At 58.1% G+C, this 14,555-nt stretch carries 15 protein-coding genes; 13 read left to right on the forward strand and 2 right to left on the reverse strand.

Annotation, left to right across the window (positions count from 1 at the left end):
• Window positions 1–5 precede the first annotated feature (5 nt).
• A complete protein-coding gene (locus AC07U5_RS07450) occupies window positions 6–413 on the reverse strand; it encodes a DUF2000 family protein (protein ID WP_113274001.1) in 408 nt (135 codons plus the stop codon).
• Here AC07U5_RS07450 and AC07U5_RS07455 point away from each other — a divergent pair.
• The 10 genes from AC07U5_RS07455 (at window position 385) to lipA (ending at window position 9,607) form a co-directional block, all read left to right on the forward strand.
• Window positions 385–1,299: an AraC family transcriptional regulator gene (locus tag AC07U5_RS07455; protein ID WP_494722655.1), complete on the forward strand. Its 915-nt coding sequence runs from the start codon at window positions 385–387 to the stop codon at window positions 1,297–1,299. The two genes, AC07U5_RS07450 and AC07U5_RS07455, sit on opposite strands and share 29 nt — an antisense overlap.
• Window positions 1,300–1,411: 112 nt before the next feature.
• Window positions 1,412–1,729, forward strand: coding sequence for an FtsB family cell division protein (locus tag AC07U5_RS07460; protein WP_062427380.1), 318 nt, complete (start codon window positions 1,412–1,414; stop codon window positions 1,727–1,729).
• Window positions 1,730–1,880: 151 nt separating this feature from the next.
• Window positions 1,881–2,927, forward strand: coding sequence for a pyruvate dehydrogenase (acetyl-transferring) E1 component subunit alpha (gene pdhA, locus AC07U5_RS07465; RefSeq protein ID WP_062427379.1), 1,047 nt, complete (start codon window positions 1,881–1,883; stop codon window positions 2,925–2,927).
• 17 nt (window positions 2,928–2,944) lie between these two features.
• A complete protein-coding gene (locus tag AC07U5_RS07470) occupies window positions 2,945–4,372 on the forward strand; it encodes a pyruvate dehydrogenase complex E1 component subunit beta (protein ID WP_062437398.1) in 1,428 nt (475 codons plus the stop codon).
• A 15-nt stretch (window positions 4,373–4,387) separates the two neighbouring features.
• Window positions 4,388–5,782, forward strand: coding sequence for a pyruvate dehydrogenase complex dihydrolipoamide acetyltransferase (locus tag AC07U5_RS07475; RefSeq protein WP_494722656.1), 1,395 nt, complete (start codon window positions 4,388–4,390; stop codon window positions 5,780–5,782).
• 60 nt (window positions 5,783–5,842) lie between these two features.
• Window positions 5,843–6,490, forward strand: a complete 648-nt coding sequence (locus AC07U5_RS07480; protein ID WP_494722657.1) for an SGNH/GDSL hydrolase family protein — start codon at window positions 5,843–5,845, stop codon at window positions 6,488–6,490.
• Window positions 6,491–6,553: 63 nt separating this feature from the next.
• A complete protein-coding gene (lpdA, locus tag AC07U5_RS07485) occupies window positions 6,554–7,999 on the forward strand; it encodes a dihydrolipoyl dehydrogenase (protein ID WP_494722658.1) in 1,446 nt (481 codons plus the stop codon).
• Window positions 8,000–8,054: 55 nt separating this feature from the next.
• Window positions 8,055–8,309: a GlsB/YeaQ/YmgE family stress response membrane protein gene (locus tag AC07U5_RS07490; RefSeq protein WP_062598429.1), complete on the forward strand. Its 255-nt coding sequence runs from the start codon at window positions 8,055–8,057 to the stop codon at window positions 8,307–8,309.
• A 42-nt stretch (window positions 8,310–8,351) separates the two neighbouring features.
• A complete protein-coding gene (locus AC07U5_RS07495; protein WP_062598428.1) occupies window positions 8,352–8,600 on the forward strand; it encodes a GlsB/YeaQ/YmgE family stress response membrane protein in 249 nt (82 codons plus the stop codon).
• A 32-nt stretch (window positions 8,601–8,632) separates the two neighbouring features.
• Entirely contained in the window at window positions 8,633–9,607 is a 975-nt protein-coding gene (gene lipA / locus AC07U5_RS07500) for a lipoyl synthase (protein ID WP_062427372.1), read from the forward strand.
• 185 nt (window positions 9,608–9,792) lie between these two features.
• Here the strand turns inward: lipA and parE are convergent, their stop codons facing one another.
• Complete coding sequence (parE, locus tag AC07U5_RS07505) at window positions 9,793–11,868, reverse strand: DNA topoisomerase IV subunit B (protein WP_494722659.1); 2,076 nt, start codon at window positions 11,866–11,868, stop codon at window positions 9,793–9,795.
• Window positions 11,869–12,051: 183 nt separating this feature from the next.
• On the opposite strand from parE, the gene AC07U5_RS07510 reads away from it, so the two are divergent.
• The 3 genes from AC07U5_RS07510 (at window position 12,052) to secG (ending at window position 14,447) form a co-directional block, all read left to right on the forward strand.
• Window positions 12,052–12,933 (forward strand): dienelactone hydrolase family protein, encoded by an 882-nt coding sequence (locus AC07U5_RS07510; RefSeq protein ID WP_494722660.1) that lies wholly within the window; start codon window positions 12,052–12,054, stop codon window positions 12,931–12,933.
• A gap of 139 nt (window positions 12,934–13,072) precedes the next feature.
• Window positions 13,073–13,843: a triose-phosphate isomerase gene (tpiA, locus tag AC07U5_RS07515; RefSeq protein ID WP_153311477.1), complete on the forward strand. Its 771-nt coding sequence runs from the start codon at window positions 13,073–13,075 to the stop codon at window positions 13,841–13,843.
• A 118-nt stretch (window positions 13,844–13,961) separates the two neighbouring features.
• Window positions 13,962–14,447: a preprotein translocase subunit SecG gene (gene secG, locus AC07U5_RS07520; RefSeq protein WP_113274106.1), complete on the forward strand. Its 486-nt coding sequence runs from the start codon at window positions 13,962–13,964 to the stop codon at window positions 14,445–14,447.
• Window positions 14,448–14,555: the final 108 nt, after the last annotated feature.

A 14,555-nucleotide genomic window follows, 5' to 3' on the forward strand; every position in this document is an offset into this window, starting at 1 on the left:
CGGCATCAGGGATGCATCTTTGCACCCTTGCAAATCTTGTCGACGATCTTCTTATCGGACCGCAACGCGAGACCAACGAGCTTGGCATTGTCCGGAGTGAACCTGGCAAAGACCTCTCGATTGGCCGCATCGTGACCCGTTGCGAACATCTCTTCGATGTAAGCTGATGCCGTGACATTTCGCTCCAGCGTTCGCCGGTGAATGGTTCTCAGTGTCTCTTGGTCAGCGGTCAGAACCACGATTGGCTGGATGGACATCGGATTGTAGACGTTATCCGCGGCATCCCGATATGCTTCGCCGATGATCGCCGGCGCTTGAGCGATGATACCGCTTGTCAGAAAAGCGGTGACGTTTAGCTTTTGCCACGTAGCAAGGTCATCGCGAATGATGATCGCGATTTTGGTGTCGAACATGTCTTACTCCTTTGAAGGTATCGAGGACATCGAGCAACTAGCGGTGCAGCGGGCGCTGGGTCTTGAACGTTCGTGCGTGGAATTTCAGCCCGGCGTGCGCGTGGTGGCGGAAAGTCGAGGGATTGAGCGCACCGAGGTGCGGTTCCACGGCAACGGGTTTACACCGCATCGACACGACACCTACGCATTGGGGCTGACCTTGCACGGCGTGCAAACCTTTCGCTATCGCGGCGTCGAGCGGTTCAGCATGCCCGGAAACGTCATCGTGCTGCATCCAGATGAGGTTCACGATGGGGCTGCTGGAACGGATGCAGGGCTGATCTATCGCATGGTCTACATGCCGCCCGAGTTGATCGGCGCCATCGATGGTTACTCTCGCTCCTTGCCATTCGTGCCGGATCCCGTGGTCGCCAATGCCGAGTTGTCCAATACGCTTGCCTACATTCTGTCGGATCTTGATCACGAACCGGATGATCTTGCCAAGGATGATGCGGTCCAGCGGATCGGGACGATTCTCTCTCGTGAAGCAGGAGCACCTCGCAAGCGGGTTACCAAGGTCGCGCAATCGGCCGTCTTGCAGGCGCGGGATTTTCTTCTCAGCCATAGTGATGAGCCGGTGCGATCCGCGACGCTCGAAGACATCACAGGGCTGGACCGTTATGCCTTGGCGCGACATTTCAGGCAGTTGCTTGGCACCAGTCCGCACCGCTATCTCGTGATGCGCCGACTTGGCCAAGCAAAACAATTGCTGTTGGCGGGAAGCAGTCTGGCAGGCGCGGCAGTCGAATCAGGCTTTGCGGATCAAGCTCATCTCACGCGACACTTTCGCGATGCCTTCGGGATTACGCCGGGACGGTGGTTGGCATTGCAGGATCGCAAAGACTGAAAAGCGTTAACTTGCTTGCCCTGATGCGAGTGTCGAAAACACGGTCAACGGATGGTTAAGCAAATGCGGCTATTGTGATTCCAGTAGCGCGTTTGAAGGCTGTTTTCAGAGTATGTGGACGAAGCATCATAAGAAAAGACGGTTTGGCCGTCTTGTTGTTCCAGCGATCACGGTCGCCTTTCTTTCCTATTTCGGCTATCATTCCATTCATGGCGATTTCGGGCTGGAAGCCATGGAGCGCCTGGAGCGCCAGCGTATTGCCAGAACGGCCGAGCGAGACAAGATTGTCAAGACCCGCGTGGCGCTGGAGCGTCAGGTGGAGTTGATGAGCGATGGGTCGCTCGAGCGGGACATGATCGACGAGATTTCGCGTTATCAGTTGAACATGTCGAAACCGGACGAAATCGTCATCATGAACGGATATATGTGATTAACCTAATTTCGGTTAATCATGGAATTTATTTTTAAATACAGTCGTTTACTTAGAATATGTGCCATGCGTTTATGGCATTGCTGTGGCGACCTTTCTTGCATATGTTACGCGCCGATCCAACCATTCTAATTCAACTAGGGAGGGATGAATGGCGCCGCGCAAAAACGCGTCTGTATCCGGCCGCAAGACAACGGCAAAGACGCCTGCCAAGGAATTCACCGGCAAGAACGCCCCGGATTTCGGTAAGGACGAAGAACTCCACGCGTATCGCGAGATGCTGCTCATCCGCCGCTTCGAGGAAAAGGCCGGCCAGCTTTATGGCATGGGCTTCATCGGCGGTTTCTGTCACCTCTACATCGGCCAGGAAGCCGTTGTCGTTGGTATGCAGATGTCGCAGAAGGAAGGCGATCAGGTGATCACCGCCTATCGTGACCACGGCCATATGCTGGCTGCCGGCATGAGCCCGCGCGGTGTTATGGCGGAACTGACCGGACGTCGCGGCGGCCTTTCCAAGGGTAAGGGCGGCTCGATGCATATGTTCTCCAAGGAGAAGCATTTTTACGGCGGCCACGGCATCGTCGGTGCGCAGGTTTCGCTCGGTACGGGTCTCGCCTTCGCAAACAAGTATCGCGGCAACGACAATGTGTCGGTGACGTATTTCGGTGATGGTGCGGCCAACCAGGGTCAGGTCTATGAGAGCTTCAACATGGCTGCTCTCTGGAAACTGCCCATCATCTACATCGTCGAAAACAACCGTTACGCCATGGGCACCTCGACCAGCCGTGCTACGGCGCAGTCGAACTATTCGCTTCGCGGTTCCGGCTTCGGCATCCCTGGCGTTCAGGTGGACGGCATGGACGTTCGCGCCGTCAAGGCTGCTGCGGACGAAGCTCTCGAGCATTGCCGCTCCGGCAAGGGTCCGATCATTCTGGAAATGCTGACCTACCGCTATCGTGGTCACTCCATGTCCGACCCGGCCAAGTATCGTTCCAAGGACGAAGTGCAGAAGATGCGCTCCGAGCATGACCCGATCGAGCAGGTCAAGGCGCGGCTCATGGAGCAGGGCTGGGCGAGCGAAGACGAGTTGAAGGCGATCGACAAGGATGTCCGTGACATCGTGGCCGACAGCGCCGACTTTGCCCAGAACGATCCAGAGCCGGATGTATCCGAGCTTTACACCGACATTCTGCTCTGATCGGGAAAGGGAAAACAATGCCAGTAGAAATTCTTATGCCCGCCCTTTCCCCCACCATGGAGGAAGGCACGCTTTCCAAGTGGTTGAAGAAAGAGGGTGACAAGGTCACCTCCGGCGACGTGATCGCGGAAATCGAAACCGACAAGGCGACGATGGAAGTGGAAGCCGTGGACGAGGGCGTCATCGGCAAGATCCTGATCGATGCCGGTACCGAAAACGTCAAGGTGAATACGGCAATTGCCGTTCTCCTTCAGGAAGGCGAAAGCGCAGACGACCTGTCGTCTTCCGCCGCACCGAAGAAGGAAGAGCCGAAGGCCGAAGCCGCAGGCTCGGGTTCTGACGCCGCCGGCGGCAAGGCTCGCGAAGCTAGCGAAGAGCCTTCCGCTTCCAAGGAAACGGCAAAGGCACCGGCTGCACCGAAGATCGAAGTTGCCGCTGATCCGGATATTCCGGAAGGTACCGAGTTCGTCAGCCAGACCGTGCGCGAAGCGCTTCGCGATGCCATGGCTGAAGAAATGCGCTCCGACGAAAAAGTCTTCGTCATGGGCGAAGAAGTTGCCGAGTACCAGGGTGCCTACAAGATCACCCAGGGTCTCCTGCAGGAATTCGGCGCGAAGCGCGTGATCGATACGCCGATCACTGAGCACGGCTTTGCCGGTATCGGTGTTGGCGCTGCCATGACCGGCCTGAAGCCGATCGTCGAATTCATGACCTTCAACTTTGCCATGCAGGCGATCGACCAGATCGTCAACTCTGCCGCGAAGACGCTCTATATGTCTGGCGGTCAGATGGGCGCACCGATGGTGTTCCGCGGTCCGTCGGGAGCTGCTGCCCGCGTGGCTGCTCAGCACTCGCAGTGCTATGCAGCATGGTACAGCCACATCCCAGGCCTCAAGGTCGTCATGCCCTACACGGCAGCCGACGCCAAGGGTCTTTTGAAGGCTGCTATCCGCGATCCGAACCCGGTTATCTTCCTCGAAAACGAAATCCTTTACGGTCAGAGCTTCGACGTGCCGAAGCTGGATGATTTCGTCCTGCCGATTGGCAAGGCGCGCATTCACCGCAAGGGCAAGGATGCAACCATCGTTTCCTTCGGTATCGGCATGACCTATGCGGTCAAGGCTGTCGCCGAACTGGAAAAGGAAGGCATCGATGTCGAGCTGATCGACCTTCGCACCATCCGCCCGATGGATCTTCCGACGGTGATCGAATCCGTCAAGAAGACCGGCCGCCTGGTCACTGTCGAAGAAGGCTTCCCGCAGTCATCGGTCGGTGACTTCATCTCCAACCAGGTTCAGCGCGCTGCTTTCGATTATCTCGATGCACCGATCCTGACCATTGCCGGTAAAGACGTTCCAATGCCTTACGCCGCAAACCTGGAGAAGCTGGCTCTGCCAAACGTTGACGAAGTCATCCAGGCTGTCAAAGCCGTCTGCTACAAGTAAGGGGAGGGCGTTTCGATGCCTATCAACATCACCATGCCTGCCCTTTCTCCGACGATGGAAGAGGGCAATCTGGCCAAGTGGCTGGTCAAGGAAGGCGACAAGGTTGCTCCCGGCGACGTGATTGCCGAAATCGAGACCGACAAGGCGACCATGGAAGTGGAAGCCGTGGACGAGGGCACGGTCGCCAAGATCGTGGTTCCGGCCGGCACCGAAGCGGTCAAGGTGAATGCCTTGATCGCCATCCTCGCAGGCGAAGGCGAAGACGTGGCTGAAGCGGCAAAGGGTGGCGATGCTGCTCCTGCCAAATCAGAGGCGAAAGCTGAAGCTCCCAAGCAGGACGCCAAGGCCGAGGCCCCGAAGGAAGAGAAGTCTGAAGCGGCACCCAAGGCTGACAAGCCGGTTGCAGATCAGGCTGCTGCGCCTTCTACGCCAGCACCTGTGTCCAAGTCCGGCGAGCGCCTTTTTGCCTCGCCATTGGCACGCCGCATGGCAAAGGATGCCGGTCTTGATCTTTCCGCTGTGTCCGGCTCCGGCCCGCATGGCCGTATCGTCAAGTCTGACGTCGAAAAGGCAGTTGCTTCCGGTGGCGCGAAGGCTGCGCCTGCCGCGGCACAGGCACCTTCATCGTCTGCTGCTCCGGCTCCGGCCGCTGCCAAGGGTCCGTCGGATGACAGCGTCCTCAAGCTGTTTGCCGAAGGCTCCTACGAGCTTCTGCCGCATGACGGTATGCGTAAGACGATTGCCTCGCGCCTGACCGAGTCGACCCAGACGGTTCCGTCCTACACGGTGTCGATGGAATGCGAACTCGATGCGATGCTGAAGCTTCGTGCGGAGATCAATGCATCCGCACCGGTGAAGAAGACCGAGAAGGGCGAGGTTCCGGCCTTCAAGCTCTCCGTCAACGACTTCATCATCAAGGCTATGGCGCTTGCACTGCGCGATGTTCCGATGGCGAATGCTTCCTGGACGTCAACTGCCCGTGTTCTTCACAAGCACGCCGATGTCGGCGTTGCCGTGTCGATCCCGGATGGCCTGATCACGCCGATCGTCCGCAAGGCCGAGGAGAAGTCGCTTTCGGCTATCTCCAACGAGGTGAAGGATCTCGCCAAGCGCGCCCGCGACAAGAAGCTGAAGCCGGAAGAATACCAGGGCGGCACGACATCCGTGTCGAACCTCGGCATGTTCGGCGTTTCGTCCTTCACGTCGATCGTCAACCTGCCGCAGGCTTCGATCGTCTCGATCGGCGCTGGCGTCGAGAAGCCCGTCGTTCGCGGCGGCAAGATCGAAGTCGGTACGGTGATGACGGCGACCTTCGCCTTCGACCACCGCGTTATCGATGGTGCGCTCGGTGCGGAGCTTGCTTCCGCCTTCAAGCGCTACATCGAAAGCCCGATGTCGATGTTGGTCTGATAAAATGGTCGAGCCGGATGCTGGTGTCAGCCTTCGGCTCTTCTCCTTCTGGAGGCGGATGTGACGAAGACCGTTCTTTGCTATGGCGACAGCCTGACATGGGGATATGACGCCGAGAATCTCGGGCGTCACGCCTTTGACGATCGCTGGCCGAGCGTGCTGCAGAAGGCCCTGGGCAGTGAGGTCAATGTCATTGCCGAGGGATTGAACGGGCGCACCACCGCCTATGACGATCATCTGGCGGATTGCGACCGCAATGGTGCGACGCTGCTTCCGACGATCCTTCACAGCCATGCACCGCTTGATCTCGTGATCATCATGCTCGGTACCAACGACCTGAAGCGCGGTATCGGTGCAGGCTCTGCGGTTGGTGCGGTCAAGGGCGTGGAGCGGCTGGTTAGTCTCATCCGTCATCATGCGTGGTCTTTCGAGGATCATGACGAGCCGGAGATCCTGATCGTTTCGCCGCCGCATATTTGCGAAACGGCAAACGATATGTTTGCGGCCATGTATGCGGGTGCCATCGAGCAGTCGAAGATGATGGGTTCGCTCTATCGCGATCTGGCAGACGAAAAGGGTTGCGCCTTCTTCGATGCGGCCTCCGTTGCGGTGACGACACCGCTCGATGGCGTTCACCTGGACGCTGAAAACACGCGTGCGCTGGGACGTGGGCTTGAGCCCGTGGTGCGCATGCTGCTTGGAATTTGATGTGAATTCGATTGACGCAGCGGCGCAGAAGTCGCCGTCAAAAAGATAAAGGCAGGATATAGAATGGCTCAATCCTACGACGTTATCGTCATTGGCTCCGGTCCAGGTGGTTATATTGCCGCCATTCGCGCAGCTCAGCTGGGCATGAAGGTTGCCGTCGTCGAGCGTGAACATCTCGCGGGCATCTGCTCCAACTGGGGCTGCATCCCCACCAAGGCGTTGCTGCGTACGGCCGATGTGATGCACACGGCCACCCATGCGAAGGATTACGGCCTGACGCTGGAAGGCTCGATCAAGCCGGACGTCAAGGCGATCGTCGCGCGCTCTCGCGGCATCGCTGCCCGCATGAATAATGGCGTCGGCTTCCTGTTCAAGAAGAATAAGGTCGATATTATCTGGGGCGAAGCCAAGATCACCAAGCCGGGTGAGATCGTCGTCGGCAAGTCGACCAAGCCTGTGGTTCAGCCGCAGGGTCCCGTGCCGAAGAACACGCTGGGCGAGGGAACCTACACTGCCAAGCATATCATCGTGGCCACCGGTGCCCGTCCGCGCGCGCTGCCCGGCATCGAGCCAGATGGCAAGCTGATCTGGACCTATTTTGAAGCAATGAAGCCGGAAGAGCTGCCGAAGTCGCTGCTGGTCATGGGTTCGGGCGCGATCGGTATTGAGTTCGCCAGCTTCTATCGCACCATGGGCGTCGAGGTTACCGTTGTGGAAATCATGAGCCAGGTGATGCCGGTCGAGGATGCGGAAATTTCCGCCTTCGCGAAAAAGCAGCTGGAAAAGCAGGGCATCAAGATCCACCTCGAGGCAAAGGTAGCAAAGGTCGAAAAGGGTGCAAACTCGGTTACGGCGACCGTCGAGATGAAGGACGGATCGTCGCAGAAGATCACAGCGGATCGGATGATTTCCGCCGTTGGCGTCCAGGCCAATATCGAGAATATCGGCCTTGAGGCTGCTGGCGTTAAGACCGAGCGCGGCTTCATCGTCATCGATGGCTATGGCAAGACCAATGTTCCTGGCATCTACGCCATTGGTGATGTTGCCGGAGGTCCGCTTCTGGCTCATAAGGCCGAGCACGAAGCCGTCATCTGCGTTGAGAAGATTGCCGGGGTTCCGAATGTTCACCCCATGGACAAGAGCAAGATCCCGGGCTGCACCTATTGCAATCCGCAGGTTGCGTCCGTCGGTCTGACGGAAGCCAAGGCGAAAGAGCAGGGCCGCGAGATCCGCGTGGGTCGTTTCTCGTTTGCTGCCAATGGCAAGGCTGTGGCGCTCGGTGAAGATCAGGGCATGGTCAAAACCATCTTCGACAAGAAGACGGGCGAACTGATCGGTGCACATATGGTAGGTGCGGAAGTGACCGAGCTCATTCAGGGCTTCGTTGTCGCCATGAACCTCGAGACGACCGAAGAAGAACTGATGCACACCATCTTCCCGCATCCGACCCTGTCAGAGTCGATGAAAGAGAGCGTGCTGGACGCTTATGGACGTGTCCTGAACGCTTGATAATTGGCTTGATCGCTCCCACTCTTGAAGGGAGCGACGTCAAAGGAGAGCCGTCATGTCTATTGCAACAGAAGCCTGGATTGTTTTTCTGCTGATCGGTCTGGTGGCCGGTTTCCTCGCCAGCCTCATCGTTGGTGGCGGCGGGTTGATCGGATGCCTTCTGAGCGGTGTGATCGGCGCATTTGTCGGTGGCTATCTGTTCAATGCTCTCGGCATTTCGCTTGGTATTGAAAATGCGCTGGTGGTGCAGATCATCCATGCGACGGTGGGTGCGATCATCGTGACGCTGATTGCCAGGTTGATCGCTTAGCCGACACCGGGTTAAGCGGCGGGTTAAAGAAAGGGATCACGGATGGAAAGTGTAGGCTGGATTGCGGCCATCATCATCGGCGGCCTTGCTGGCTGGCTCGCGGGCAAGCTCATGGATATGCGCTTTGGCATCTTCATGAACATCGTTCTCGGCATTGTCGGCTCGGTGGTGGCAGTGGCTCTGTTGCGTACATTTGATGTCTTTGTGCAAGACAGCCGCCTTGGCTACTTCGTCACGTCTTTCCTGGGCGCAAGCCTTCTGTTATTCCTCGCCAAGCTCGTCAGGCGTTAGAGCCGCTTATAAGCGGTAGAAGCAGGTTTCTTATGGTCACTATTCTCGACAGGATGTCCCAGCCGGAAGAGAAGCGCATTCGCCATCCGGAGAAGGCACACAAGCCGGATACGGAAGTGGCGCGCAAGCCGGAATGGATCCGCGTCAAGGCGCCCACGTCCAAGGGCTACCACGAGACGCGGGAACTGGTACGCAGCCACAAGCTGGTGACAGTGTGCGAAGAGGCTGGCTGTCCAAATATCGGCGAATGCTGGGAAAAGAAGCACGCCACCTTCATGATCATGGGCGAGATCTGCACGCGCGCCTGCGCCTTCTGCAACGTCTCGACCGGCAAGCCCAATCCGCTTGATCTCAATGAGCCGGAAAACGTTGCCAAGGCCGTCAAGCAGATGGGCCTCAGCCACGTCGTCATTACCTCGGTGGACCGCGACGATCTCGCTGACGGTGGTGCCGAGCATTTTGAAAAGGTGATCTGGGCAATCCGCGCTGCGTCTCCCAACACGACCATCGAAATCCTGACGCCAGACTTCCTCAAGAAGCCGGGTGCTCTGGAGCGTGTCGTTGCGGCCAAGCCCGATGTGTTCAACCACAACATGGAAACGGTTCCCGGCAACTATCTGACCGTTCGTCCCGGTGCACGCTACTTCCACTCCGTCCGCCTGCTGCAGCGGGTGAAGGAACTGGACCCCACCATGTTCACCAAGTCCGGTATCATGGTCGGTCTCGGGGAAGAGCGTAACGAAGTGCTGCAGTTGATGGACGATCTTCGCAGCGCCGATGTCGACTTCCTGACCATCGGCCAGTATCTGCAGCCGACGCGCAAGCACCACAAGGTGGAACGCTTCGTAACCCCGGAAGAGTTCAAGTCCTATGAGACGGTTGCCTATACCAAAGGCTTCCTCATGGTCTCTTCCAGCCCGCTGACGCGCTCTTCGCACCATGCCGGCGACGATTTCGAACGTCTTCGCGCCAATCGTGAGAAGAAGCTTCTGGCTGCTGCTGAGTGATTGGTTGGCGCGCTGAAGCGCTTGACCATGAGCTTCGTGAGTTTGCCCCGAAGCTCAATTCGATTTTGACAGTTAAAGCCCGTGCGTCTTATTGGACGCACGGGCTTCACCTTTTTGAAGGTACGCATCGTGATTTCCGAAAATCGAGTCTGATTTTCGGACCGATTCTGTAGCCCCTACACCAATCAGATATCCAGGTTTTCCGCAAAGGCGGCTCTGTCCTGGATGAAGCGGAAACGGGCGTCTGCCTTGGTTCCCATAAGATTGTCGACCGCCTCGCGCGTGCCTTCGAAATCCACGTCGTCGATTTCCACGCGCAGCAATGTGCGCTTGGAGGGATCCATCGTGGTTTCCTTCAGCTGGGCTGGAAGCATTTCGCCAAGACCCTTGAAGCGGCTGATTTCGATCTTGCCACGGCCCTTGAACTCGGTCTCCATCAACTCAGCGCGATGGACGTCGTCACGCGCATAGGCAGACTTCGACCCTTGCGTGATCTTGTAGAGTGGCGGAACGGCAAGATAGAGGTGGCTGCCCCGGATCAGTTCAGGCATTTCCTGATAGAAGAAGGTGATCAGCAGCGAGGCGATATGGGCGCCGTCGACGTCGGCATCGGTCATGATGATGATGCGTTCGTAACGGAGATCCTCGTCACGGTATTTGGTGCGTGTGCCGCAGCCAAGCGCCTGGATAAGATCGGCGATCTGCTGGTTGGCAGAGAGCTTTTCGCGGCTGGCGCTACCGACGTTCAGGATCTTACCGCGTAGCGGCAGGATGGCCTGGTTGGCGCGGTTACGCGCCTGCTTGGCGGAACCACCAGCCGAGTCACCCTCGACGATGAAAAGCTCGGCGCCTTCGGCGGTGTTCTGAGAACAATCGGCCAGCTTGCCCGGCAGGCGAAGCTTGCGCACCGCAGTCTTGCGGTTGACCTCTTTTTCCTTGCGACGGCGCAGACGCTCCTCGCAGCGCTCGATCACCCATTCCAGAAGCTTTGCCGCTTCTGCGGGGTTGCCGGTGAGATAATGATCGAACGGATCGCGCAGCGCGTTTTCGACGATGCGTTGAGCTTCGACGGTCGCGAGTTTGTCCTTGGTCTGGCCGACGAATTCCGGCTCGCGAATGAAGACGGAGAGCATGCCGACGGCCGAGATCATCACGTCATCGGTGGTGATCTCGCGTGCGCGCTTGTTCTGCGTCAGCTCGGCGTAGTTCTTCAAGCCCTTGGTCAAGGCGATGCGAAGACCAGCTTCGTGTGTGCCGCCTTCGGGCGTCGGAATGGTGTTACAATAGGAATGAACCTGGCTGTCGCCGCCATACCACGTGACCGCCCATTCGAGCGCACCGTGTCCGCCGGTCTTTTCCGTTCTCCCTGCGAAGATTTCGCGGGTGACGGTGAAGTCCTTGCCAAGCGTGGCCGAGAGGTAATCCTTCAAGCCGCCGGGAAAATGGAAGACAGCCTTTTCAGGGATTTCGCCGCCTGCGGGCACGAGGCCCGGATCGCAGCTCCAGCGGATTTCAACGCCGCCAAACAGATAGGCCTTGGAGCGCGCCATGCGGAAAATGCGCGCGGCGTCGAATTTGGCATGGTCGCCGAAGATCTGCGCATCCGGATGGAAGCGCACTCGGGTTCCGCGACGGTTATGAACATCGCCCAACTCTTCCAGCGGACCTTGCGGAATGCCGCGCGAGAAGCGCTGGCGGTAGAGCTTGCGATTACGGGCGACTTCCACTTCCAGCACGTCGGACAGCGCGTTGACGACGGACACGCCCACACCATGCAGACCGCCTGAGGTCTCGTAAGCCTTGCCGTCGAACTTTCCGCCCGCATGCAGCTTGGTCATGATGACTTCAAGCGTGGACTTGCCCGGTACCTGTGGATGGTTTTCGACAGGAATACCGCGACCGTTATCGCTCACCGTCAGGAAACCTTCGGTATCGAGATGCACTTCGATGAAGTTGGCATGGCCTGCGACGGCTTCGTCCATCGAGTTATCGATGACTTCGGCGAAGAGGTGGTGCAGGGCTTTCTCGTCGGTACCGCCAATATACATGCCGGGACGCATGCGCACCGGCTCCAGACCTTCCAGAACACGGATAGACGAAGCGCCGTATTCATCGCCCGACGACGTGACGGGTGCGGAAGGGGCTTTCGGCTGCACGGCCGCCTTGGCAACTGGTTCTACAACAGGTGCGGTTTCTCGCGGTTCTGCTTCAGCGCGAGTGGCTGCGGGAAGGCCGGAAAAAAGATCGTTGCTATCGTCCATAGGTCCAGTTCAATCAGATTTTGCCCGGATTTTGTCCATGCGAGCAGACAGGATTCAGACATCGATACCGGTGTCAGGCTACTCTAGCAGGGTACAAAGGGCTTGATGCTTTACCGCGAAGGATTGCGTTGCAGCAGCCCGGATGGCAAGACTTGTGGCGCAAATCAAACGGTTCCTCAAGGCATGTCCACAGCTCTTTTCACCTTTTGTACTCTTTTCTGCCTGTCTGTTGCAGCGATGCCCGCTCACGCTCAGACCAACGGCGGACCACTGAAGCCCTTCAAGGATGATCTGTTCTCAAGTCAGACAGTGCTTTCCACCGGGGATGGCGGTGCCTCGCAGGTGATCGACTACCAGGAAATGCGCGACATCAACGGGCGCGATGAGATTCCTGAGCAGCGGGTGAAACGGCAATATGTCGATCTCGCGCCGAAACGTGTGCAGGAGATGGAGACCATGTCCGTCGGCGGACGGTCCATCGATGTGGGGCGCGTCGGTCCAGCGAACGGGCAGGCCTTCACCGTGATCTTCATCCATGGACGAGGTGGGGACCGCCGGCTTGGAATGAAAGATTATACATTCGGCGGCAACTTCAATCGGCTGAAAAACCTCGCTGTGGAAAACGGCGGGACGTATTATGCGCCCAGCGTGAAAAGTTTTGATCAAAACGGCGTTGCGGATATTGCCGCGCTGATCGCGGACGCCAAGGTGAAATCCGGTGGCAAGCCTGTCATTCTAACCTGTGCGTCCATGGGCAGCTTCATCTGTTACGGCATAAGCCGCGATGCCGCTGCGGTCGCCAATCTCAAGGGGATGGCCATTCTCGGTGGTGCGGTCGATCCCGATTTTCCAAAGAGTGCATTTATCAAGGCTAAGAAGCCCGTCTATTTTACCCATGGAAGTGTGGATAAGGTCTACGCGGCCGATCAGCAGGCCGCGACATTCCGACGGCTTTTGAAGGCCGGTGTTCCCGCCCGCTTCACGCTCTTTGAAACCGGCACGCACGGGACGCCGGTTCGCATGACCGACTGGCGCGCGGTTCTCAATTGGATTTTGACCCGCTAGCTCGGAAAACCATGTCATTCACGAGAGGTCTTGTACGAAATTCACCAAATTTCGAACCAAAACCTTGCTTTTTCGTCCGAATTCCTGTCGCTGTCTCTTTGAGAAGACACTGCCAATAATAAAGAGGAATGATCGCTCAATGACCCCTGATATTCGCCCGCTCGTCGCTGGAAACTGGAAGATGAACGGAACGCGCGCCTCGCTCGATCAGATCAAGGCGATGGCTGAGGGGGTCAAGGGACCGCTTGCAGAAAAGGTCGAGTCGCTGATCTGCCCGCCTTCGACGCTTCTCTATGTTGCGACCGCGCTTTGCGACGACAGCCCGCTCAAGATCGGCGCGCAGGATTGCCACCAGAATGCATCGGGCGCGCATACGGGCGATATTTCCGCCGAGATGATTGCCGACTGCTTCGGCACGCATGTGATTGTCGGACACTCCGAGCGCCGCACCGACCATGCGGAAACGGATCACCTTGTGCGGGCAAAGGCGAGTGCTGCCTATGCGGCCGATCTCATCGCCATCATCTGCATCGGCGAGACGGCGGAGCAGCGCAAGTCCGGCCAGACGCTTGACGTGCTCAAGCGCCAGCTCGATGGATCCTTGCCAGACGAGGCGACCGCCGCCAACACGGTTATCGCTTATGAGCCCGTATGGGCGATCGGCACGGGCCTGACACCGACCGTTGAGGACGTGCGGGAAGCCCATGCCTTCATGCGCGAAGAGCTGGTCAAGCGATTTGGCGGCGAGGGCAGGGGCATGCGCATTCTTTATGGTGGCTCGGTCAAGCCGTCCAACGCCACAGAGCTCATGGCGATCGAGAATGTCGACGGTGCCCTCATCGGCGGCGCGAGCTTGAAAGCCTCCGACTTCCTGTCCATCTATGCAGCTTACGAGAAATTGACGGCCTGATTTTTTAGGAAAAGCAGCCGGGCTTTCGATCCTTGGGGGCTTGGAATACGCTTTCGCCTCATGTAAAGAGCCGCAAACTTCTTCATTGTGCTCCTGATGGGGCATGGAATGGATTGTCATGCAGAACGTACTGATTGTTATTCACCTCATGATCGTGCTGGCGCTTGTCGGCGTGGTCCTGATCCAGCGTTCCGAAGGCGGCGGCCTCGGTATTGGCGGCGGCTCTGGCTTCATGTCCGCGCGCGGCACCGCAAATGCTCTGACCCGCACGACGGCGATCCTTGCGGCTCTGTTCTTCGCGACTTCCCTTGGCCTTGGCCTCCTGACCCGTTACGAATCGCGTCCAACGGACATCCTGGACCGCATTCCGGCACAGCAGGGTCAGGGTAACGGCATCCTCGATACGCTCGGCCCGTCGTCGACGACGCCATCGGCGCCTTCGCAGGCTCCGGCGAATAATGGCGTTCCGTCCACCACGAATGGTGCGAACAACCAGGCGCCTGCGACGACGACCCCAGCCGCACCGGCTGAAGGTGGCGCAGCCTCTCCGGCACCGGCGCAGCAACAGGCTCCCACGAGCGATGGCGTCCCGACCGGCGGTTAATGCCGGTTGACGACTGACACTTCGGCAGGCATGCGCATAGGCTTTTGTTGAAAGACAAGGACTATGCGCTGTCTTATAGCTTTTCAGCGCGTTTCCATGGCTTTCGGC

It is taken from the genome of Agrobacterium sp. GW821-FHT02D03, assembly GCF_059421725.1.

What these genes read in the sequence shown, in the direction of transcription:
- AC07U5_RS07450 (WP_113274001.1), bottom strand. Translation starts at nt 413, where the DNA reads ATGTTCGACACCAAAATCGCGATCATCATTCGCGATGACCTTGCTACG.
- lipA (WP_062427372.1), top strand. Translation starts at nt 8,633, where the DNA reads ATGGTCACTATTCTCGACAGGATGTCCCAGCCGGAAGAGAAGCGCATT.
- AC07U5_RS07455 (WP_494722655.1), top strand. Translation starts at nt 385, where the DNA reads ATGATGATCGCGATTTTGGTGTCGAACATGTCTTACTCCTTTGAAGGT.
- tpiA (WP_153311477.1), top strand. Translation starts at nt 13,073, where the DNA reads ATGACCCCTGATATTCGCCCGCTCGTCGCTGGAAACTGGAAGATGAAC.
- AC07U5_RS07475 (WP_494722656.1), top strand. Translation starts at nt 4,388, where the DNA reads ATGCCTATCAACATCACCATGCCTGCCCTTTCTCCGACGATGGAAGAG.
- AC07U5_RS07470 (WP_062437398.1), top strand. Translation starts at nt 2,945, where the DNA reads ATGCCAGTAGAAATTCTTATGCCCGCCCTTTCCCCCACCATGGAGGAA.
- AC07U5_RS07510 (WP_494722660.1), top strand. Translation starts at nt 12,052, where the DNA reads ATGTCCACAGCTCTTTTCACCTTTTGTACTCTTTTCTGCCTGTCTGTT.
- AC07U5_RS07495 (WP_062598428.1), top strand. Translation starts at nt 8,352, where the DNA reads ATGGAAAGTGTAGGCTGGATTGCGGCCATCATCATCGGCGGCCTTGCT.
- lpdA (WP_494722658.1), top strand. Translation starts at nt 6,554, where the DNA reads ATGGCTCAATCCTACGACGTTATCGTCATTGGCTCCGGTCCAGGTGGT.
- pdhA (WP_062427379.1), top strand. Translation starts at nt 1,881, where the DNA reads ATGGCGCCGCGCAAAAACGCGTCTGTATCCGGCCGCAAGACAACGGCA.
- secG (WP_113274106.1), top strand. Translation starts at nt 13,962, where the DNA reads ATGCAGAACGTACTGATTGTTATTCACCTCATGATCGTGCTGGCGCTT.
- parE (WP_494722659.1), bottom strand. Translation starts at nt 11,868, where the DNA reads ATGGACGATAGCAACGATCTTTTTTCCGGCCTTCCCGCAGCCACTCGC.
- AC07U5_RS07490 (WP_062598429.1), top strand. Translation starts at nt 8,055, where the DNA reads ATGTCTATTGCAACAGAAGCCTGGATTGTTTTTCTGCTGATCGGTCTG.
- AC07U5_RS07460 (WP_062427380.1), top strand. Translation starts at nt 1,412, where the DNA reads ATGTGGACGAAGCATCATAAGAAAAGACGGTTTGGCCGTCTTGTTGTT.